A 14,619-nucleotide genomic window follows, 5' to 3' on the forward strand; every position below is an offset into this window, starting at 1 on the left:
CGAAGGCTCAATTCAACGATATGAAGCCCATCGGCCAAGGAGCGGACCATGGAAATTCTTACCAGGACGGAGGTCCAGGCAGCAGCCACCAGGCTGGTCGACGCCTTTGCGGCCGCCGACTTCGAGGCATACTTCCGGTGTTTCGCGGAGGATGCCACCTTCGTGTTCCACACGGAACCTTCCCGGATTGAATCGCTGGAGAAGTACCGGAACCTCTGGCAAAGCTGGCTCGACTCCGGCTGGCGGGTCGTCGAATGCCAGAGCTCCGGACAGGCCGTCCAGCTTGCCGGCACCGGCGCCGTCTTCAGCCACGATGTCCGGACGGTTGTCGAAGTGAAGGGAGCCAAGGATGTGCTCCATGAACGGGAGTCCATCATTTTTTCCAGGACTCCGGACGGCCGGATCCTGGCCATCCACGAACACCTTTCACCCGCGTACGTCTCCTAGGCAAAGGCACCCTCATGACGATCAACTCCGACGTACCGGCAGCGACTGAGGTCGAAAAGCACGGTATCGAGCCCATCCCGGCGAAGGACCGTAGCGCCCGGCCCCTGGACCTGTTCCGGCTGGTGTTCGGCGGCGCCAACACGTTTGCCACCGTGGTTCTCGGCTCCTTCCCCATACTTTTCGGACTCTCATTTACAGACGCCTTGTGGGCTACGGTCTTGGGCGTGGTGGTGGGCGGCCTGATCCTGGCACCCATGGCCGTCTTTGGTCCCACCAACGGGATGAACAATGCCGTTTCATCCTCCGGGCACCTCGGAGTCCATGGGCGGGTGGTGGGTTCCTTCCTGTCCCTGCTGACGGCCTTCGCCTTCTTCTCCATCTCCGTCTGGAGCTCCGGCGATGCCCTGGTCGGCGGGGCCAACCGTTTGATCGGCCTGCCGCAGAACCCGGTCACCCTCAGCATCGCCTACGGCGTTTTTGCAATCCTGATCCTGACCGTTTGCATTTACGGCTTCCGGTTCATGCTGCTGGTTAACAAGATCGCCGTGGTGGCGGCCTCGCTGCTGTTCCTGCTCGGCATCTTCGCCTTTGCCGGCGCCTTCGATCCCTCCTATGCGGGCATCTTCGGCCCGGCCGCGGATGCCGCCACCAACGCATTGTTCTGGCCGTCCTTCATCGGTTCTGCATTGATCGTGATGTCCAACCCCGTCTCCTTCGGCGCCTTTCTTGGGGACTGGTCCCGTTACATCCCCGCTGACACGCCCAAGATCCGGGTGATGGCAGCCACTTTCTTCGCGCAGATTGCCACCCTCATTCCGTTCGGCTTCGGGCTAGTGACGGCCACCATCATCGCCATGGAGGCCCCATCATTCTTCGAGGGGTCGGACTATGTGGGCGGCTTGCTGGCGGTTTCCCCGGCCTGGTATTATCTGCCGGTCTGCCTGATCGCACTGATCGGCGGCATCTCCACCGGGACCACTGCCTTGTACGGCACCGGCCTGGACTTCTCCAGCGTTTTCCCCAGTTTTTCCCGCGTCCAGGCGACCATCTTCATCGGCTCCATTGCCATCGTGTTTATCTTTGTGGGCAAGTTCGCATTCAACGTGGTGCAGAGTATCTCCACCTTCGCCGTTCTCATCATCACGTGCACCGCGCCGTGGATGATCATCATGACGGTGGGCTACATTGTTCGCCGGGGCTGGTACGACGCCGACTCCCTGCAGGTCTTCAACCGCCGGCAGACCGGTGGCAGGTATTGGTTCAACCATGGCTGGAACTGGCGGGCCATGGCCGTCTGGATCTTCGCGGCGGTGATGGGCATCCTCTTTGTGAACATCCCCGGCCAGTTCACCGGGCCGCTCGGCGACCTGGCCGCAGGCGTAGACCTGAGCATCCCCGTTTCCATCGGATTGGCCGCAGTCCTCTACCCCCTCGTGCTCTGGCTCTTCCCGGAACCGGCCGACGCCTTCGGGCCTGCCGGTCCGAGGTTCGTCAGGGCTGCAGAAGCCAAGAATGTCCCAATCATTGCAGAGGGGCCGGCTGAACCGGTTCCGGCAGAAATCAGCTGATCCTCCGTCTCTGGCACCCAACGATCCAATGGCCGGTTACCGCAGACAGGCGGTGACCGGCCTTTGGCGTTCCCGGGGTGAGGCACTGTCCTCGAAACAGGTCTTTGCGCTCAGGAACAACAACTGATCGCTGCACGACAAGGCGCCTTCTGAGGCGACTGCCATGCTGGATTTCACGGTGCAGCTTTGCCCGGGCCCGGCACCCTTCCCAAGCTCTTTCCCCGGAACACCCCCAGCATTTTTCCCAGCACTCATGACCGTTAAGAAGGATCCAATGAGTATTTCGAATCCCGAATCCCGGACCGCAGAACCCGGGTCCCGCCAGGAACACTCCACTGCCCTGCGCGCAGGCAGCATCGGCGTCCTGGGCATCCTGTTCTTTGTCCTGTCCGCGCAGGCCCCGCTGACCGGGATCGTGGGCGCCGCACCCCTGGCGGCAGCGCTCGGCAACGGCGCCGGTGCCCCGGGCGCCTATCTCATCGTCGGCATCGTCATTGTGATCTTCGCCGTCGGGTTCGTCGCCATGAGCCGGAAAGTAGAGACCAACGGCGCCTTCTACGCATATGTCACGGCGGCGTTTGGCCGCAAGGTCGGCGCCGGGGCGGCATGGCTGGCGCTGCTGGCGTACAGCACCGTGCAGGCCGCAATGTACGGTCTGTACGGGGCTGCCTTCTCCGGGCTGCTTGCGTCCACCGGCATCGGCGTCCCCTGGTGGCTGTTGGCCGTGGCCACCATGGCCGGGGTCCAGGTGCTGGGTTCCATGAACATCGAGCTCGGCGCCCGGGTGCTCGCCGTGCTGGTGGGCCTCGAAGTCGCGATTCTCCTCATGTTCGGTTTCTCCGTGCTGTTCAAGGGCGGCGGGCCGGAAGGCCTGAACTTCGCGGCCTCGTTTTCGCCCGAGGCCATTGCGACCGGCGCGCCCGGCGTGGCCATCATGTTCGCGGTGGCGTCCATGTTCGGTTTCGAATCCACGGCGATCTACTCCGCAGAAGCCAAGGATCCGCACAAGACCGTGGCCCGGGCCACCTATCTCTCCGTGGGCATCATCGCCGTGTTCTTCTCCTTCATCACGTGGATGCTGGTCAGTTTCTATAGGCCCTCACAGGTAGCCGACGCCGCGGGCGCCGCACTGGAATCGGGGGACGCCACGTCATTCGTCATCGGCCCCATCGTCGAACTGTTCGGACCATGGGCGGGCGTCACCGCCGGAGTCCTCCTGGTGACCTCCCTGCTGGCCGGCATCATTGCCTTCCACAACGGCATCAACCGCTACCTCCATTCGCTGGCGCTGCGCGGTTCGATGCCGGCCGTGGTGGCCCGGACCAACAAGCACCGTGCCCCTGCAGTCGCGGCGTGGATCCAGACCGTGATCGCCGCCCTGCTGGTGGCACCGTTCGCCCTGCTGGGACTGGACCCGGTGCTGACCCTGTTCTCCTGGTTCAGCGGGCTCGCTGTTGCGGCACTCCTGGTGCTGTACATGCTGTGCTCGCTCGCCGTCGTCGGCTATTTCCGCCGGGAGCGGGTGACCGGACAGTGCTGGCGGACGCTCATTGCCCCGTCACTCGCCGCCCTGCTACTCGCATGGGTCCTCTCCCTGGTGGTCAGCAACTTCACATCCCTCATTGGCGGAAGCGCCGAAACGGCCGTTTGCCTGCTGGTGGCCGTCCCCGTGATTTTCCTCGCCGGAGTGCTGGTCGAGATCCGGGTGGAGAAGCGTGGCCCGGAACCTAGACCTTGAGTTCGCCGGGTAACGGACTTTCGACGGCGGCGGGGCGGGCGGCGGTTTGGTGCCGCCCGCGCCAGGCGAGGCCGCCGGCAACCAGCAACAGCGCCAACAGCGACACGGCCGCTCCCGCGGCAATCTCCGGTTCGCCGGGCCACCGGCCGGTCAGTCCCATAAATGCCGGCACCGTGGCAGAGGCCTGGCTGGTGAGGACGAGGGACCAGCCGATGAGCGGCGTGAGGTGCTCCATGCCCAGCGCAAGCTGAAGGTAGAACAGCAACCACAGGTAGGTCCAGCACAGCCAAAGGACGGCCAGCAGCGGATCCTCCCCGGACCAGGCTGCGGCAAGCAGGAGGCCGCACAGGCCCACCATCCCGCAGAACCAGCCGAGCACCCTGGACCCGAGCCCCAGCAGGAAATCCAGGCCGACGTACACGTAGGTCAGTCCAAACAGGAACATCCCGGATGCTCCGAGGAGCAAATGCAGGCCGCCGTCGCCGGTAATCCCCAGGTACGTGATGCCCAGGGCCAGCTGGATGCTGCCGATGACCAGGCTGATCACCGCGGCGTCCCTGCGGGGGAGCAGCTTCAGCGCTGCGAGCCCGTTGATCAGCAGCGCGGCCCCGGAGAGAAGCAGGCAGATATGGGCCATCAGAAGTCACCTGCCGAACCCCAACCCGAGGCCATTGTTTTCGTTTCATGGAAATTAAATGTCACAATACGGAGGTTAGTCGAAGGCCGATTGGCCATGCGTGGCCCGTGCAGTCACAATTGGATATGTTGAAGTTTCAATAAAAGGGTGCCGGTCCGGCGTATGCCGGAGACTTCCCGCGCCCGGTTCGACGTAAGGAATCATCATGGATGCACGGCTCGAGGCCATCAGGGATACCGTCCTGGCCAGGAATCCGGGAGAAGCCGAGTTCCACCAGGCCGTTACCGAGGTGTTCGAAAGCCTGGGTCCGGTGCACGACCGCCACCCGGAATTTCTTGAAGGCGCAGTGCTGGAGCGGCTCTGCGAGCCCGAACGGCAGATCATCTTCCGGGTCCCGTGGACGGACGATGCCGGCCGGGTGCAGATAAACCGCGGCTTCCGCGTGGAGTTCAACTCCGCGCTGGGTCCCTACAAGGGCGGCCTGCGCTTCCATCCCTCGGTGTACCTGGGGATCGTGAAGTTCCTCGGCTTCGAGCAGATCTTCAAGAATGCCCTCACCGGCATGCCCATCGGCGGCGGCAAGGGCGGCTCCGACTTCGATCCACGCGGCCGCTCCGACGCGGAGATCATGCGTTTTTGCCAGTCGTTCATGACCGAGCTGTACCGTCACATCGGTGAATACACCGACGTTCCCGCCGGTGACATCGGCGTGGGCGGGCGAGAAATCGGCTACCTGTTCGGGCAGTACAAGCGCATCACCAACCGCTACGAATCCGGCGTCCTTACCGGCAAGGGCATTTCCTGGGGCGGATCATTGGTGAGGCCGGAGGCCACGGGCTTCGGCACGGTGATCTTCACGGAGGAGATGCTGAAGACCCGCGGCGCTTCCTTCGACGGCCGGCGGGTGGTGGTGTCGGGCTCCGGCAATGTGGCCATCAACGCCATCGCCAAAGCCCAGTCGCTCGGCGCCACCGTGGTGGCCTGTTCCGATTCCTCCGGCTACGTCGTGGATGAGGCGGGAATCGACGTCGGCCTGCTCCGGCAGATCAAGGAAGTGGAACGCGGGCGGCTCAAGGACTACGCCGTGCGCGGGACCCACGTCGCCTACGTGGAGGGCGGCTCGGTGTGGGACGTTGATGCCGCCGTGGCATTGCCCTGCGCTACGCAGAACGAACTCGGCGGCGATGCCGCTGCCCGGCTTGTCCGGAATGGGCTGCTCGCCGTCGGCGAGGGCGCCAACATGCCCTCCACGCGTGAGGCGGTGGCGGTGTTCCAGGACGCCGGCGTGCTGTTCGGGCCGGGCAAGGCTGCCAACGCAGGCGGCGTCGCCACCTCGGCCCTTGAAATGCAGCAGAACGCGAGCCGGGATTCCTGGAGCTTTGAGCACACCGAACAGCGGCTGACCGAGATCATGGTGGGAATTCACGACCGCTGCGCAGCAACCGCGGATGAGTACGGCGCCCCCGGAAACTACGTGGCGGGCGCGAACATCGCCGGATTCGTCAAGGTGGCCGATGCGATGCTGGCCCAGGGCCTGATCTAGGGCCGATCCAGGCCTGATCCACAACGGCAGGCGGCGTCAGGCGCCGCGCCGCCAGTCGGTGGGGGATTCGCCGAACGCTTCGCGGAAGGTGCGGCTGAAGTGGGCCGCGTCCAGGAATCCCCAGCGCGCCGCGACGGCGCCTACCGACGTGCCCGCGTGGAGAGGGTCCCGCAGGTCGCGGCGGATACGCTCCAGCCGCTTGCTCCTGATCCAGCTGGCAACGGTCGAGCCTGATTCGTGGAACACGTTGTGCAGGTGCCGCGTGGAGATGAAGTGCGCCGCCGCGATGCTGGCCGGCGAAAGGTCCGGGTCCGCCAGGTTGGCCTCAATGTACTCGCGGACCGAGGTTGCCAGCACTGCCTGGGGCTTCATCCTGTCCGGTGCCACGGCCAGCTCCGAGTGCAGCATAGTTGACACGAGGTCGAGCGCGTTGGCGGCCAGCCGCGAACCGCTGGGGCCGCTGAGGGCCTCCAGGTTCTCGGCGAGCTGAGCAATAAACGGACCCACAATGCCCGTCAGGCCACTGCCGCCTGACAACCGGACCGCCGAGAGCTGCCCCACATAGTCGGGCGGCAGTGACAGTGCGTCGTGCGGGAACATGACCACCATCATCCGCGCCCGTTCCTCAAAGGCGAGGGTGTAGGGCCGGTTGGTGTCGTAGATGGCCAGGTCTCCGGGCCGCAGCACCGCCTCGCGGTTGTCCTGGATGAGAAGCCCGGTCCCTTCCAGCTGGAGATTGAGTTTGAAGTAGCGCTGGTCCGACTGCGCCAGGAGGGCGGGCGTGCGGTGCACCTCGTGCCGCGTCGCGGAGACCTCCACGATGCACAGGCGGTCCATGACCCGGGACCGCATTCGGCCGCGGAAGCCGCCGGCGTCGGCCGTCTCGGCGAGCAGCGGCACGAAGGATTCTGCCACGAGGTGCCGCCAATGGTCGAACGATCCCGCCACGCGGGTGTGGACGTCCTGGCGCCCGGGGCGGGCAGTAATTGCAGACATGGATGTTCCTGACGACGGATGGCCATCTGAAGTTAGTCCCCAGCACTGTGTCCTGGAACACAGTCATTTCAGGTTAGCGGCGAAGTTCCGCCGTGTCATCTTTTTTCAACACATGTCGAAAAAAGATTCCCTGGCTGGCTGCGTATTCACTTGTTCTTCCCCCGGGCGGCCACGGCCCACCGGTCCACCAGCTCACCGCGGCTGGTGACTGCGACGTCGTCGGCCAGGTTTATCGCAAGGCACACATGGTTGGGGATGACGCGCAGCCTCTGTCCGATCGCCGGCACGGTCGCGCGCTCGGGCCACTCGACGGTGGCATGGTGCTCCGACAATGCCGTGATCTGGGCGTCGGGCTGGTCCATCAGCCGGCCGAAGCCGCTTGCCCATGCCGGCCGGTCGCTGCCGAGAACCTTGCTGCCGGCGTCGATGATGAAGCGTGCGGGGCCGTCCGCCGTGGTTTCATGCTGGCTGACCACCGTGGCCGCCACGGTCAGTGCGATGTCCTCGACGGCGCACCGCCCCAGCTCCAGCTGCTGGGCGTCGCCGAAGACATAGACGCCCGGACGCACCTCGGTGGCCACCGAATTCTCGGTCAGCATCGCCGTCGGGGTTGAGCCGCCGCTTCGGCAGGTGATGTGGAACCCTGCCGCGGCGAGGACTTCGGACGCCTGGTGCAGGGCCCGCTGCTCCTGCCGGGCCGCCTCGGCCGGCATGCCGGGCGCATAACTGTGGCCCGGGAAGGTGAAGACTCCCGCGACCTTCAGGCCGGCCTGTGCCGCTGCTTGGGCCACCGGCACCACTGCCTCCGGACGGACCCCGCTCCGGTGGTGGCCGCTGTCGACCTCCAGGAGAACGCTCACGCTCCCGGCCGCCTTCCCCAGCCCGGTTCCCAGCATGGCCGCCCCTGCCGCGGAATCCACGCCGACGGCGATTTGTGCAGTTTCCGACAGGCGCCGCAGCCGGTCGGCTTTTTGGGGGGAAATCCAGAGCGGATAGGCGATGAACAGGTCATCGACACCCGCAGCTGCAAACACTTCCGCTTCGCCGATGGTTGCCACGGTAAGGCCCGATGCTCCCGCAGCGATTTGGCGGGCGGCGATCTCGGGGATCTTGTGCGTTTTGGCGTGCGGGCGCAGGCGTAGGCCTTTTGCCCGGACAGCCGATGCCATGCGGTCGATGTTCCGCTCGAGTATGTCCAGGTCGACCATGACTTCCGGCGTGTCGATTTCCTTTGGGATGGTCACAGCCGGCATCTCCTGGTTGGTCATCTCCGCCGTCGCGGTCCGGGGGCGGGGTCTTGAACTCACAAGGCTAGCGGGTCAGCAGGGCCAGGAAGCCCTCGAGCTGTTCGTTCAGTCCGAGGTCGGTGCGGCCTTCCGGGGCCAGCGCTGCCCATATCTGGGCGCCGAGGAGCATGTTCAGCAGCTGGCCGGCGAGCGCGTCGTCGTCGACGGCGGTTGTGACGGCGCCGCTTTTCCTCGCCTCCGCGAGGTGCCCCAGTAACGCTGCGTGCCACTGCTCCATGGATTCCCGGTGGATGGCGGCCTTTGCGGGGTCGTTGACCGCCTTCTGCCAGAACGGGATCACGATCCGCGCCTCGTTGATGCGCTCCTCGTCCAGCGGCAACACTTCCACGCAGAAGGCCCGCAGGGCAGCGATCCCGGATTTGCCGGCGGTGACCGCCTCGATTCGCTGGTTGGTCCGGTTGAAAACGTGGCTGAAGGCGAATGCGAGGAGGGTGTCCTTGGTGGGGAAGTACGGCTTGAGGGCTCCGTTGGCGAAGCCTGCTTCGGTGGCAATTTCGCGCATGGTGGCGCCCTCGATGCCCAGCTTGGCGATGATCCGCCAGGTCGCGTCAACCAGTTCCAGGCGACGCTCGTCATGGTCAACAATCTTTGGCACGCTGGCGCTCCCCCGGAACTTTTTTGTGTCGAACCCTTGTGATCCATCTTACGGACCGTTTATTCTCTACAACTATAGAAAATAAAAATCCGACCTGCCAAGGTCCCGGACAAAAGGCCGTCATGACCCCCTCCATAACTGACACGCTTACGCCGCACCGCCTGGCGACGGGCGCCGAAATCACGGACGTCCAGGGCATTCTTAGCGCCGGCGGACTTCTGGGCCCGGAGAAGCGGATTGCCTACCTCGGCCTGCTGGATCCGGCCCGGGGCGCGACGCCCGAACAGGAGGACCGGCGCTTCCGGGTCTTCATTCACGATGTGACCGGCGGGCAACCCCTGGACGTCACCGTCTCGGCCACGGGCGGCGCGGTGATTTCCGCCGTCGAACTGGACACTTCCGTGACGGGTGAACTCCCCGTACTCGAGGAGGAGTTCGAAGTCGTCGAGGAACTCCTCGCCTCCGACGAACGGTGGCTCAGCGCGCTCGCGGAGCGTGGACTGGAGGTCAACAAGGTGCGCGTGGCCCCGCTGTCGGCCGGCGTCTTCGAATACCCGGAGGAGAAGGGGCGCAGGATCCTCCGGGGCCTCGCGTTCGTGCAGGAGTTCCCGCAGGACAGCGCCTGGGCGCATCCGGTGGACGGCCTCGTGGCCTACGTCGACGTCGTCAGCAAGACGGTGACCCAGGTGCTGGACACCGGCGTGTTCCCCGTTCCCGCGGAACACGGCAACTACACCGATCCGGAGCTGACCGGCCCGCTCCGCACCACCCAGAAGCCCATCAGCATCACGCAGCCAGAAGGGCCCAGCTTCACCGTGGCCGGCGGCAACCACGTGGAGTGGGAGAAGTGGAGCCTGGACGTCGGCTTTGATGTCCGCGAAGGCGTGGTGCTGCACAACCTCGCCTTCCAGGACGGTGAGCGGAGGCGCCCCATCATCAACCGCGCATCCATCGCCGAGATGGTGGTTCCCTACGGTGATCCGTCCCCGATCCGGTCGTGGCAGAACTACTTCGACACGGGGGAGTACCTGGTGGGCCAGTACGCCAACTCGCTCGAACTGGGGTGCGACTGCCTCGGTGACATCACCTACCTCAGCCCGGTCATCAGCGACGCCTTCGGCAACCCCCGCGAGATCCGCAACGGCATCTGCATGCATGAGGAGGACTGGGGCATCCTGGCCAAGCACAGCGACCTCTGGTCCGGCGTCAACTACACGCGCCGGAACCGCCGCCTGGTGATCTCCTTCTTCACCACCATCGGCAACTACGACTACGGCTTCTACTGGTACCTGTACCTGGACGGCACCATCGAGTTCGAGGCCAAGGCCACCGGCGTGGTCTTCACCAGTGCCTACCCCGAGGGAGGGTCGGACAACATCTCGCAGCTGGCTCCCGGGCTGGGGGCGCCCTTCCACCAGCACCTTTTCAGCGCCCGCCTGGACATGGCGATCGACGGGTTCACCAACCGGGTCGAGGAAGAGGACGTTGTCCGGCAGCCGATGGGGGAGGGCAACGAACGGGGCAACGCCTTCTCCCGGCGGCGCACCCTGCTGGCCCGCGAATCGGAAGCCGTCCGTGAAGCTGACGCGCGCAACGGCCGCACCTGGATCATCTCCAATCCGGACTCGCGCAACCGGCTCGGCGAGCCGGTGGGCTTCAAACTCCACGCGCAGGGCCAGCCCACACTTCTGGCTGATCCGGGGTCCTCCATCGCGCAGCGCGCCGCCTTCGCGACGAAGGACCTGTGGGTCACCCGGTTCGCGGAAGACGAGCGCTACCCCACCGGGGACTTCGTGAACCAGCACGCCGGAGGAGCGGGCCTGCCGGCCTACGTCGCCCAGGACCGGGACATCGACGGGCAGGACATTGTTGTCTGGCACACCTTCGGCCTCACCCACTTCCCGCGGACCGAAGACTGGCCGATCATGCCGGTGGACACGGTCGGTTTCAAGCTGCGCCCCGAAGGATTCTTTGACCGCAGCCCCGTACTCGATGTGCCTGCCGGTTCGCAGCCGGCTTCCGGCGGACATTGCCACGGCTAGGCTGACGCCGTTGACAGCCCTTCGGGAACGGGGCCGCGCCGCCGGCCCCGTCCTCCGCCCCGGCCCCATTGTCCACTCCCGGCTTGTCCACTCCCGGGTTGTCGCCGCTGCGACGGCTGCATCCTGCCTGGTCCACCTCTGGCTCGTCACGGGCAGCCACCACGGGCTGTGGCTTAACGTGCTGATGCTGGCCATGGTGGGAGTCTGCCTGCCCTGCGCTTTCCACATCTGGCGCGATGGAAGGGCGGGTTCCCTGCGGCAGGTGATGGCATGCGGGCTGGCCATGACGGTGCTGCACGCCGCCCTGCTCCTGGGTGGTGCTGCCGGTGGCGCGGCGGCCGGTCACAGCCACGGGACGGCCCTGCCGGCAGCAGGGGCGGGCTGGTCCGCGGCTGGTTCTGCCTCTGGCGGGTTGCTGGCCATCGTCGCCTTGGAAATTACGACGGCGCTGCTCGCCGCCACGCTGCTGGCCCGGCTCCGGCGCCGGTGACCTAGCGCCCCCCGGTGATCGAGTCGTCTGGCCGGATATGATCGGATTTAGCCTGCGCAAAGGCCTGCGCAAAGGCCTGCGGGGGCTCAGGCCGGCCGCACCACCGAACCACCGAACCACCGAACCACCGAACCACCGAACCACCGAACCACCGAACCACCGAACCACCGAACCACTGCCACCCGGGGATGAAATGATCACGCGAGCTGACGTCGATGAAGCCGCCGCCAGAATTGCCGGGCTGGTGCGGCGCACCCCGGTGATAGCAGCGGACCGGGGGAGCTATGCCGGGAACGTGTGGCTGAAGTGCGAGTTCATGCAGCACACCGGGACGTTCAAGGCGCGCGGTGCGTTCAACCGGGTGCTTGCCTGCCGTGAACGCGGCGAGCTGAAGGAGGACGTCGGAATCGTGGTGGCCTCCGGCGGCAATGCCGGCCTGGCCAACGCCTATGCCGCTGCACAGGCCGGCGTGCCGGCCACCGTCTTTGTCCCGGAGACCGCCCCCGCCATGAAGGTGAAGAAGCTCAGGGAATCCGGGGCCTCCGTCATCCAGCGCGGCGCCGAATACGCCATCGCCTACGACGCCGCCGTCGCTTATGCAGCCGAATCCGGCGCCGTGTACTGCCACGCCTACGACCAGCCGGAGATTGCCGCGGCTGCCGGCACGGTCGGTTCGGAGCTCCTGGAACAGCTGGACGGCGTGGACACCGTGCTGGTGGCCGTGGGCGGCGGGGGCCTGATGGCCGGGATTGCGGCCGCCGTCGAAGGCCTGGCCAACGTGGTGGGAGTGGAGCCAGCCACTGCCCCCACGCTCCGTGCTGCCCTCGAGGCGGGAGCCCCGGTCGACGTGGCCGTCGCCGGGATCGCGGCGGACTCCCTGGGAGCCCGGCGAATCGGGCAGATCGGCTTTGAAGTTGCGGTCAGGACCGGCGTGAAGAGCCTGCTGGTGTCCGACGACGAGATCGTCGCCGCGCGCTCGCTGCTGTGGGCCGAGTACCGGATGGTCGTGGAGCACGGTGCCGCGGCCGCCTATGCTGCGCTGACGTCGGGGGCCTACGTTCCGGCGGAGGGCGAACGCGTTGCCGTTATCCTGTGCGGCGCCAACACGGACCCTTCCACCGTCTGACGGTCCCCGCCGGAGGCTGAGCCCCAGAGGATGTACGTCGACTCAGCGCGGGCTAATGCGGCGGGCCTAGGGCGCCAGCCGGCGGAACTCGGAGCCGAAATGCAGCAGCGGGTCCGACGCCTCGGCCGGTGAAGCGTCGCTGCCCATCGCCAAGACCTCTCCGACAACGAGCAGGTGGGTGGCGGCCGGATGAACGGATACCGTTCGCAGCTCAAAGTAGGCGAGGGCTCCTTCGATAACGGCCGCTCCCGTGGCTGGACCGCGTCGGAAGGGAACCTGCGCGAGCATTCCGTGCAGCGGGATCCCGGGGCTGGCCAGCCAGTTCGCGGTGCCCTGGTGATTGCCGGACAGCAGGCTCAGCGCCCACGTACCCGCTTCGGCAACCGCCTCGCCGATCCGCGATTCCGAATAGAGGCTGACCAGCAGGGTCGGCGGATCGTAGGAAACTGAGAGGAACGCGCTGACGGTCGCGGCATAATCGCGGTTGCGCAGCACGGTGGAAACCACGCCGACGCCGGCGGCGATGTCGCTGCTGAGCCTGCGGTACAGGTCCACGTCAGCGTCCGACGGCGGCCCCTCGCCAAGGCGGTGTGCATCCAGGTTCCCGGGTGTCTCCATGAAGCCCATCGTGTCACGCGATGCCGGGCGGCGTGCCCAGTTTCAGGAGGGAACAAGCCCGTGGAACCGCGCCTCGCAGCCGTGCATGGGAAGATGGTCCCCTACGGCTGTGACGTAACTAACGCAATGCTGACCCTGCATGTGTAAGCCAATGTCCCGCTGCCGTTAACCTTCCGTTCACCTTTGACCCCAACACTCGTTACCTGCGGCCCATAACTTCGATGAAGGTACAAAAAGTACGCAGCTCCCTGTCCGGACGTCTCCGGTTCGGATCGCATCAGAAAACCCTGGAAGGGGTACACCCAGTGAAGGCACTCCGCTTCGGCCGCCACGCGGCTATCGCTGTCATCGCCGTTGGCGCACTCGCGCTCACCGCTTGCGGTTCAGACAACGCCACTAACACTCCTGCAGGCACGCAGTCCGCTGCCGGCACCAAGGTCACCGGAACCCTGACCGGCATCGGTTCCTCTGCGCAGGGCGCAGCTATGGACGTCTGGAAGACCAACTTCGCCGCCGCAAACCAGGGCGCCACCGTGCAGTACTCACCGGACGGTTCCGGGGCTGGCCGCAAGGCCATTCTCGACGGCTCGGCACAGTTCGCCGGTTCCGACGCCTACCTGAAGGACGAGGAGCTCGCGAGCGCCAAGACCCAGTGCGGCCCTGAAGGCGCCATCGACATCCCGGTCTACATCTCCCCGATCGCCATCGCGTTCAACGTGCCGGATGTCATGGACCTGAAGCTGGACGCTCCCACGGCGGCCAAGATCTTCCGCGGCGAGATCGCCAAGTGGAACGACCCCGCCATTACTGCCCTGAACCCGGATGTCAAGCTTCCGGACCTCAAGGTCACCCCGGTTAACCGCTCCGACGACTCCGGCACCACCACGAACTTCACCGAGTACCTCGCGGCTGCGGCTCCGGAGGTCTGGAAGGACGAGGCCGACGGCGTGTGGCCCGCTTCGCTGAAGGGCGAGAACGCCAAGGGCACGTCGGGCGTCGTCAAGACCGTCACCGACACCCCGGGTGCAGTGACGTACGCAGATGACTCCGCAGTTGGCGGCAAGCTGGGCACCGCCCAGATCAAGGTCGGCTCCGAGTTCGTCAAGATCTCCCCGGAGGCCGCTGCCAAGGCCGTTGACGCCGGCAAGTCCGTCGAAGGCCGCGCCGCCAGCGACGTTGCGATCAAGCTGGACCGTACCACCACCGAGTCCGGCGCCTACCCGATCGTGCTGGTTTCGTACCACGTAGTCTGCTCCGCCTATGACAAGCAGGAGACCGTTGACCTGGTCAAGGCTTTTGAGACGTACGTAGTCTCCGAAGAGGGCCAGAAGGCTGCCGCCGAGTCCGCAAAGTCGGCTCCGCTGTCCTCCGCCCTGACGGAGAAGGCTACCAAGGCCATCGAAGCCATCAAGGTCAAGTCGTAAGGTTTGAACTGAACGCCGAAGTTCCCCGCCCAGCCGAAAGGCAGGGCGGGGAACTTAGCCGTGTAAAAACCGGCTCCACAAAGATCCA

The 14,619-nt window shown here is 65.8% G+C and carries 13 protein-coding genes; 8 read left to right on the forward strand and 5 right to left on the reverse strand.

What is annotated here, in order from left to right; all coding sequences use genetic code 11:
- The first annotated feature begins 48 nt into the window (after positions 1–48).
- From CXQ90_RS12930 to CXQ90_RS12940, 3 genes are all read left to right on the forward strand, one after another.
- On the forward strand, positions 49–447 hold the full coding sequence (locus CXQ90_RS12930; protein ID WP_104139661.1) for a nuclear transport factor 2 family protein: 399 nt from the start codon (positions 49–51) through the stop codon (positions 445–447).
- A 14-nt stretch (positions 448–461) separates the two neighbouring features.
- The gene (locus tag CXQ90_RS12935) at positions 462–2,015 is read left to right on the forward strand and encodes a cytosine permease (RefSeq protein WP_104139663.1); all 1,554 of its coding nucleotides are present in this window, start codon (positions 462–464) and stop codon (positions 2,013–2,015) included.
- 274 nt (positions 2,016–2,289) lie between these two features.
- Complete coding sequence (locus CXQ90_RS12940; protein ID WP_104139664.1) at positions 2,290–3,753, forward strand: APC family permease; 1,464 nt, start codon at positions 2,290–2,292, stop codon at positions 3,751–3,753.
- Here the strand turns inward: CXQ90_RS12940 and CXQ90_RS12945 are convergent.
- Positions 3,743–4,390, reverse strand: coding sequence for an AmiS/UreI family transporter (locus tag CXQ90_RS12945; RefSeq protein WP_104139666.1), 648 nt, complete (start codon positions 4,388–4,390; stop codon positions 3,743–3,745). The two genes, CXQ90_RS12940 and CXQ90_RS12945, sit on opposite strands and share 11 nt — an antisense overlap.
- 205 nt (positions 4,391–4,595) lie before the next feature.
- Between CXQ90_RS12945 and gdhA the strand changes: the two genes are divergently transcribed.
- Complete coding sequence (gene gdhA / locus CXQ90_RS12950) at positions 4,596–5,933, forward strand: NADP-specific glutamate dehydrogenase (protein ID WP_104139667.1); 1,338 nt, start codon at positions 4,596–4,598, stop codon at positions 5,931–5,933.
- Positions 5,934–5,969: 36 nt separating this feature from the next.
- On the opposite strand, the gene CXQ90_RS12955 is transcribed toward gdhA, so the two are convergent.
- The 3 genes from CXQ90_RS12955 to CXQ90_RS12965 form a co-directional block, all read right to left on the reverse strand.
- Positions 5,970–6,929, reverse strand: a complete 960-nt coding sequence (locus tag CXQ90_RS12955) for a helix-turn-helix domain-containing protein (protein WP_104139669.1) — start codon at positions 6,927–6,929, stop codon at positions 5,970–5,972.
- Positions 6,930–7,075: 146 nt separating this feature from the next.
- A complete protein-coding gene (locus CXQ90_RS12960) occupies positions 7,076–8,173 on the reverse strand; it encodes a D-TA family PLP-dependent enzyme (RefSeq protein ID WP_258064521.1) in 1,098 nt (365 codons plus the stop codon).
- Positions 8,174–8,240: 67 nt separating this feature from the next.
- Complete coding sequence (locus CXQ90_RS12965) at positions 8,241–8,831, reverse strand: TetR/AcrR family transcriptional regulator (protein ID WP_104139670.1); 591 nt, start codon at positions 8,829–8,831, stop codon at positions 8,241–8,243.
- Positions 8,832–8,953: 122 nt separating this feature from the next.
- Here CXQ90_RS12965 and CXQ90_RS12970 point away from each other — a divergent pair, with 122 nt between their 5' ends.
- The 3 genes from CXQ90_RS12970 (at position 8,954) to CXQ90_RS12985 (ending at position 12,489) form a co-directional block, all read left to right on the forward strand.
- The gene (locus CXQ90_RS12970; RefSeq protein ID WP_104139672.1) at positions 8,954–10,873 is read left to right on the forward strand and encodes a primary-amine oxidase; all 1,920 of its coding nucleotides are present in this window, start codon (positions 8,954–8,956) and stop codon (positions 10,871–10,873) included.
- A 10-nt stretch (positions 10,874–10,883) separates the two neighbouring features.
- Entirely contained in the window at positions 10,884–11,363 is a 480-nt protein-coding gene (locus CXQ90_RS12975; RefSeq protein WP_258064522.1) for a hypothetical protein, read from the forward strand.
- 193 nt (positions 11,364–11,556) lie between these two features.
- Positions 11,557–12,489 (forward strand): threonine/serine dehydratase, encoded by a 933-nt coding sequence (locus tag CXQ90_RS12985; RefSeq protein ID WP_104139748.1) that lies wholly within the window; start codon positions 11,557–11,559, stop codon positions 12,487–12,489.
- A 66-nt stretch (positions 12,490–12,555) separates the two neighbouring features.
- Here the strand turns inward: CXQ90_RS12985 and CXQ90_RS12990 are convergent, their stop codons facing one another.
- Positions 12,556–13,107 carry a flavin reductase family protein gene (locus tag CXQ90_RS12990; RefSeq protein WP_104139750.1) on the reverse strand — a complete coding sequence of 184 codons (552 nt, stop codon included), beginning with the start codon at positions 13,105–13,107 and terminating at the stop codon, positions 12,556–12,558.
- Positions 13,108–13,412: 305 nt separating this feature from the next.
- Here CXQ90_RS12990 and pstS point away from each other — a divergent pair, with 305 nt between their 5' ends.
- The gene (pstS, locus tag CXQ90_RS12995) at positions 13,413–14,531 is read left to right on the forward strand and encodes a phosphate ABC transporter substrate-binding protein PstS (RefSeq protein ID WP_104139673.1); all 1,119 of its coding nucleotides are present in this window, start codon (positions 13,413–13,415) and stop codon (positions 14,529–14,531) included.
- Positions 14,532–14,619: the final 88 nt, after the last annotated feature.

Origin of the sequence: Arthrobacter sp. ZGTC131, assembly GCF_002929275.1 — a bacterium.
Classification (GTDB): domain Bacteria; phylum Actinomycetota; class Actinomycetes; order Actinomycetales; family Micrococcaceae; genus Arthrobacter.

What these genes read in the sequence shown, in the direction of transcription:
- CXQ90_RS12935 (WP_104139663.1), top strand. Translation starts at nt 462, where the DNA reads ATGACGATCAACTCCGACGTACCGGCAGCGACTGAGGTCGAAAAGCAC.
- gdhA (WP_104139667.1), top strand. Translation starts at nt 4,596, where the DNA reads ATGGATGCACGGCTCGAGGCCATCAGGGATACCGTCCTGGCCAGGAAT.
- CXQ90_RS12955 (WP_104139669.1), bottom strand. Translation starts at nt 6,929, where the DNA reads ATGTCTGCAATTACTGCCCGCCCCGGGCGCCAGGACGTCCACACCCGC.
- CXQ90_RS12990 (WP_104139750.1), bottom strand. Translation starts at nt 13,107, where the DNA reads ATGGAGACACCCGGGAACCTGGATGCACACCGCCTTGGCGAGGGGCCG.
- CXQ90_RS12970 (WP_104139672.1), top strand. Translation starts at nt 8,954, where the DNA reads ATGACCCCCTCCATAACTGACACGCTTACGCCGCACCGCCTGGCGACG.
- CXQ90_RS12940 (WP_104139664.1), top strand. Translation starts at nt 2,290, where the DNA reads ATGAGTATTTCGAATCCCGAATCCCGGACCGCAGAACCCGGGTCCCGC.
- CXQ90_RS12985 (WP_104139748.1), top strand. Translation starts at nt 11,557, where the DNA reads ATGATCACGCGAGCTGACGTCGATGAAGCCGCCGCCAGAATTGCCGGG.
- CXQ90_RS12945 (WP_104139666.1), bottom strand. Translation starts at nt 4,390, where the DNA reads ATGGCCCATATCTGCCTGCTTCTCTCCGGGGCCGCGCTGCTGATCAAC.
- CXQ90_RS12930 (WP_104139661.1), top strand. Translation starts at nt 49, where the DNA reads ATGGAAATTCTTACCAGGACGGAGGTCCAGGCAGCAGCCACCAGGCTG.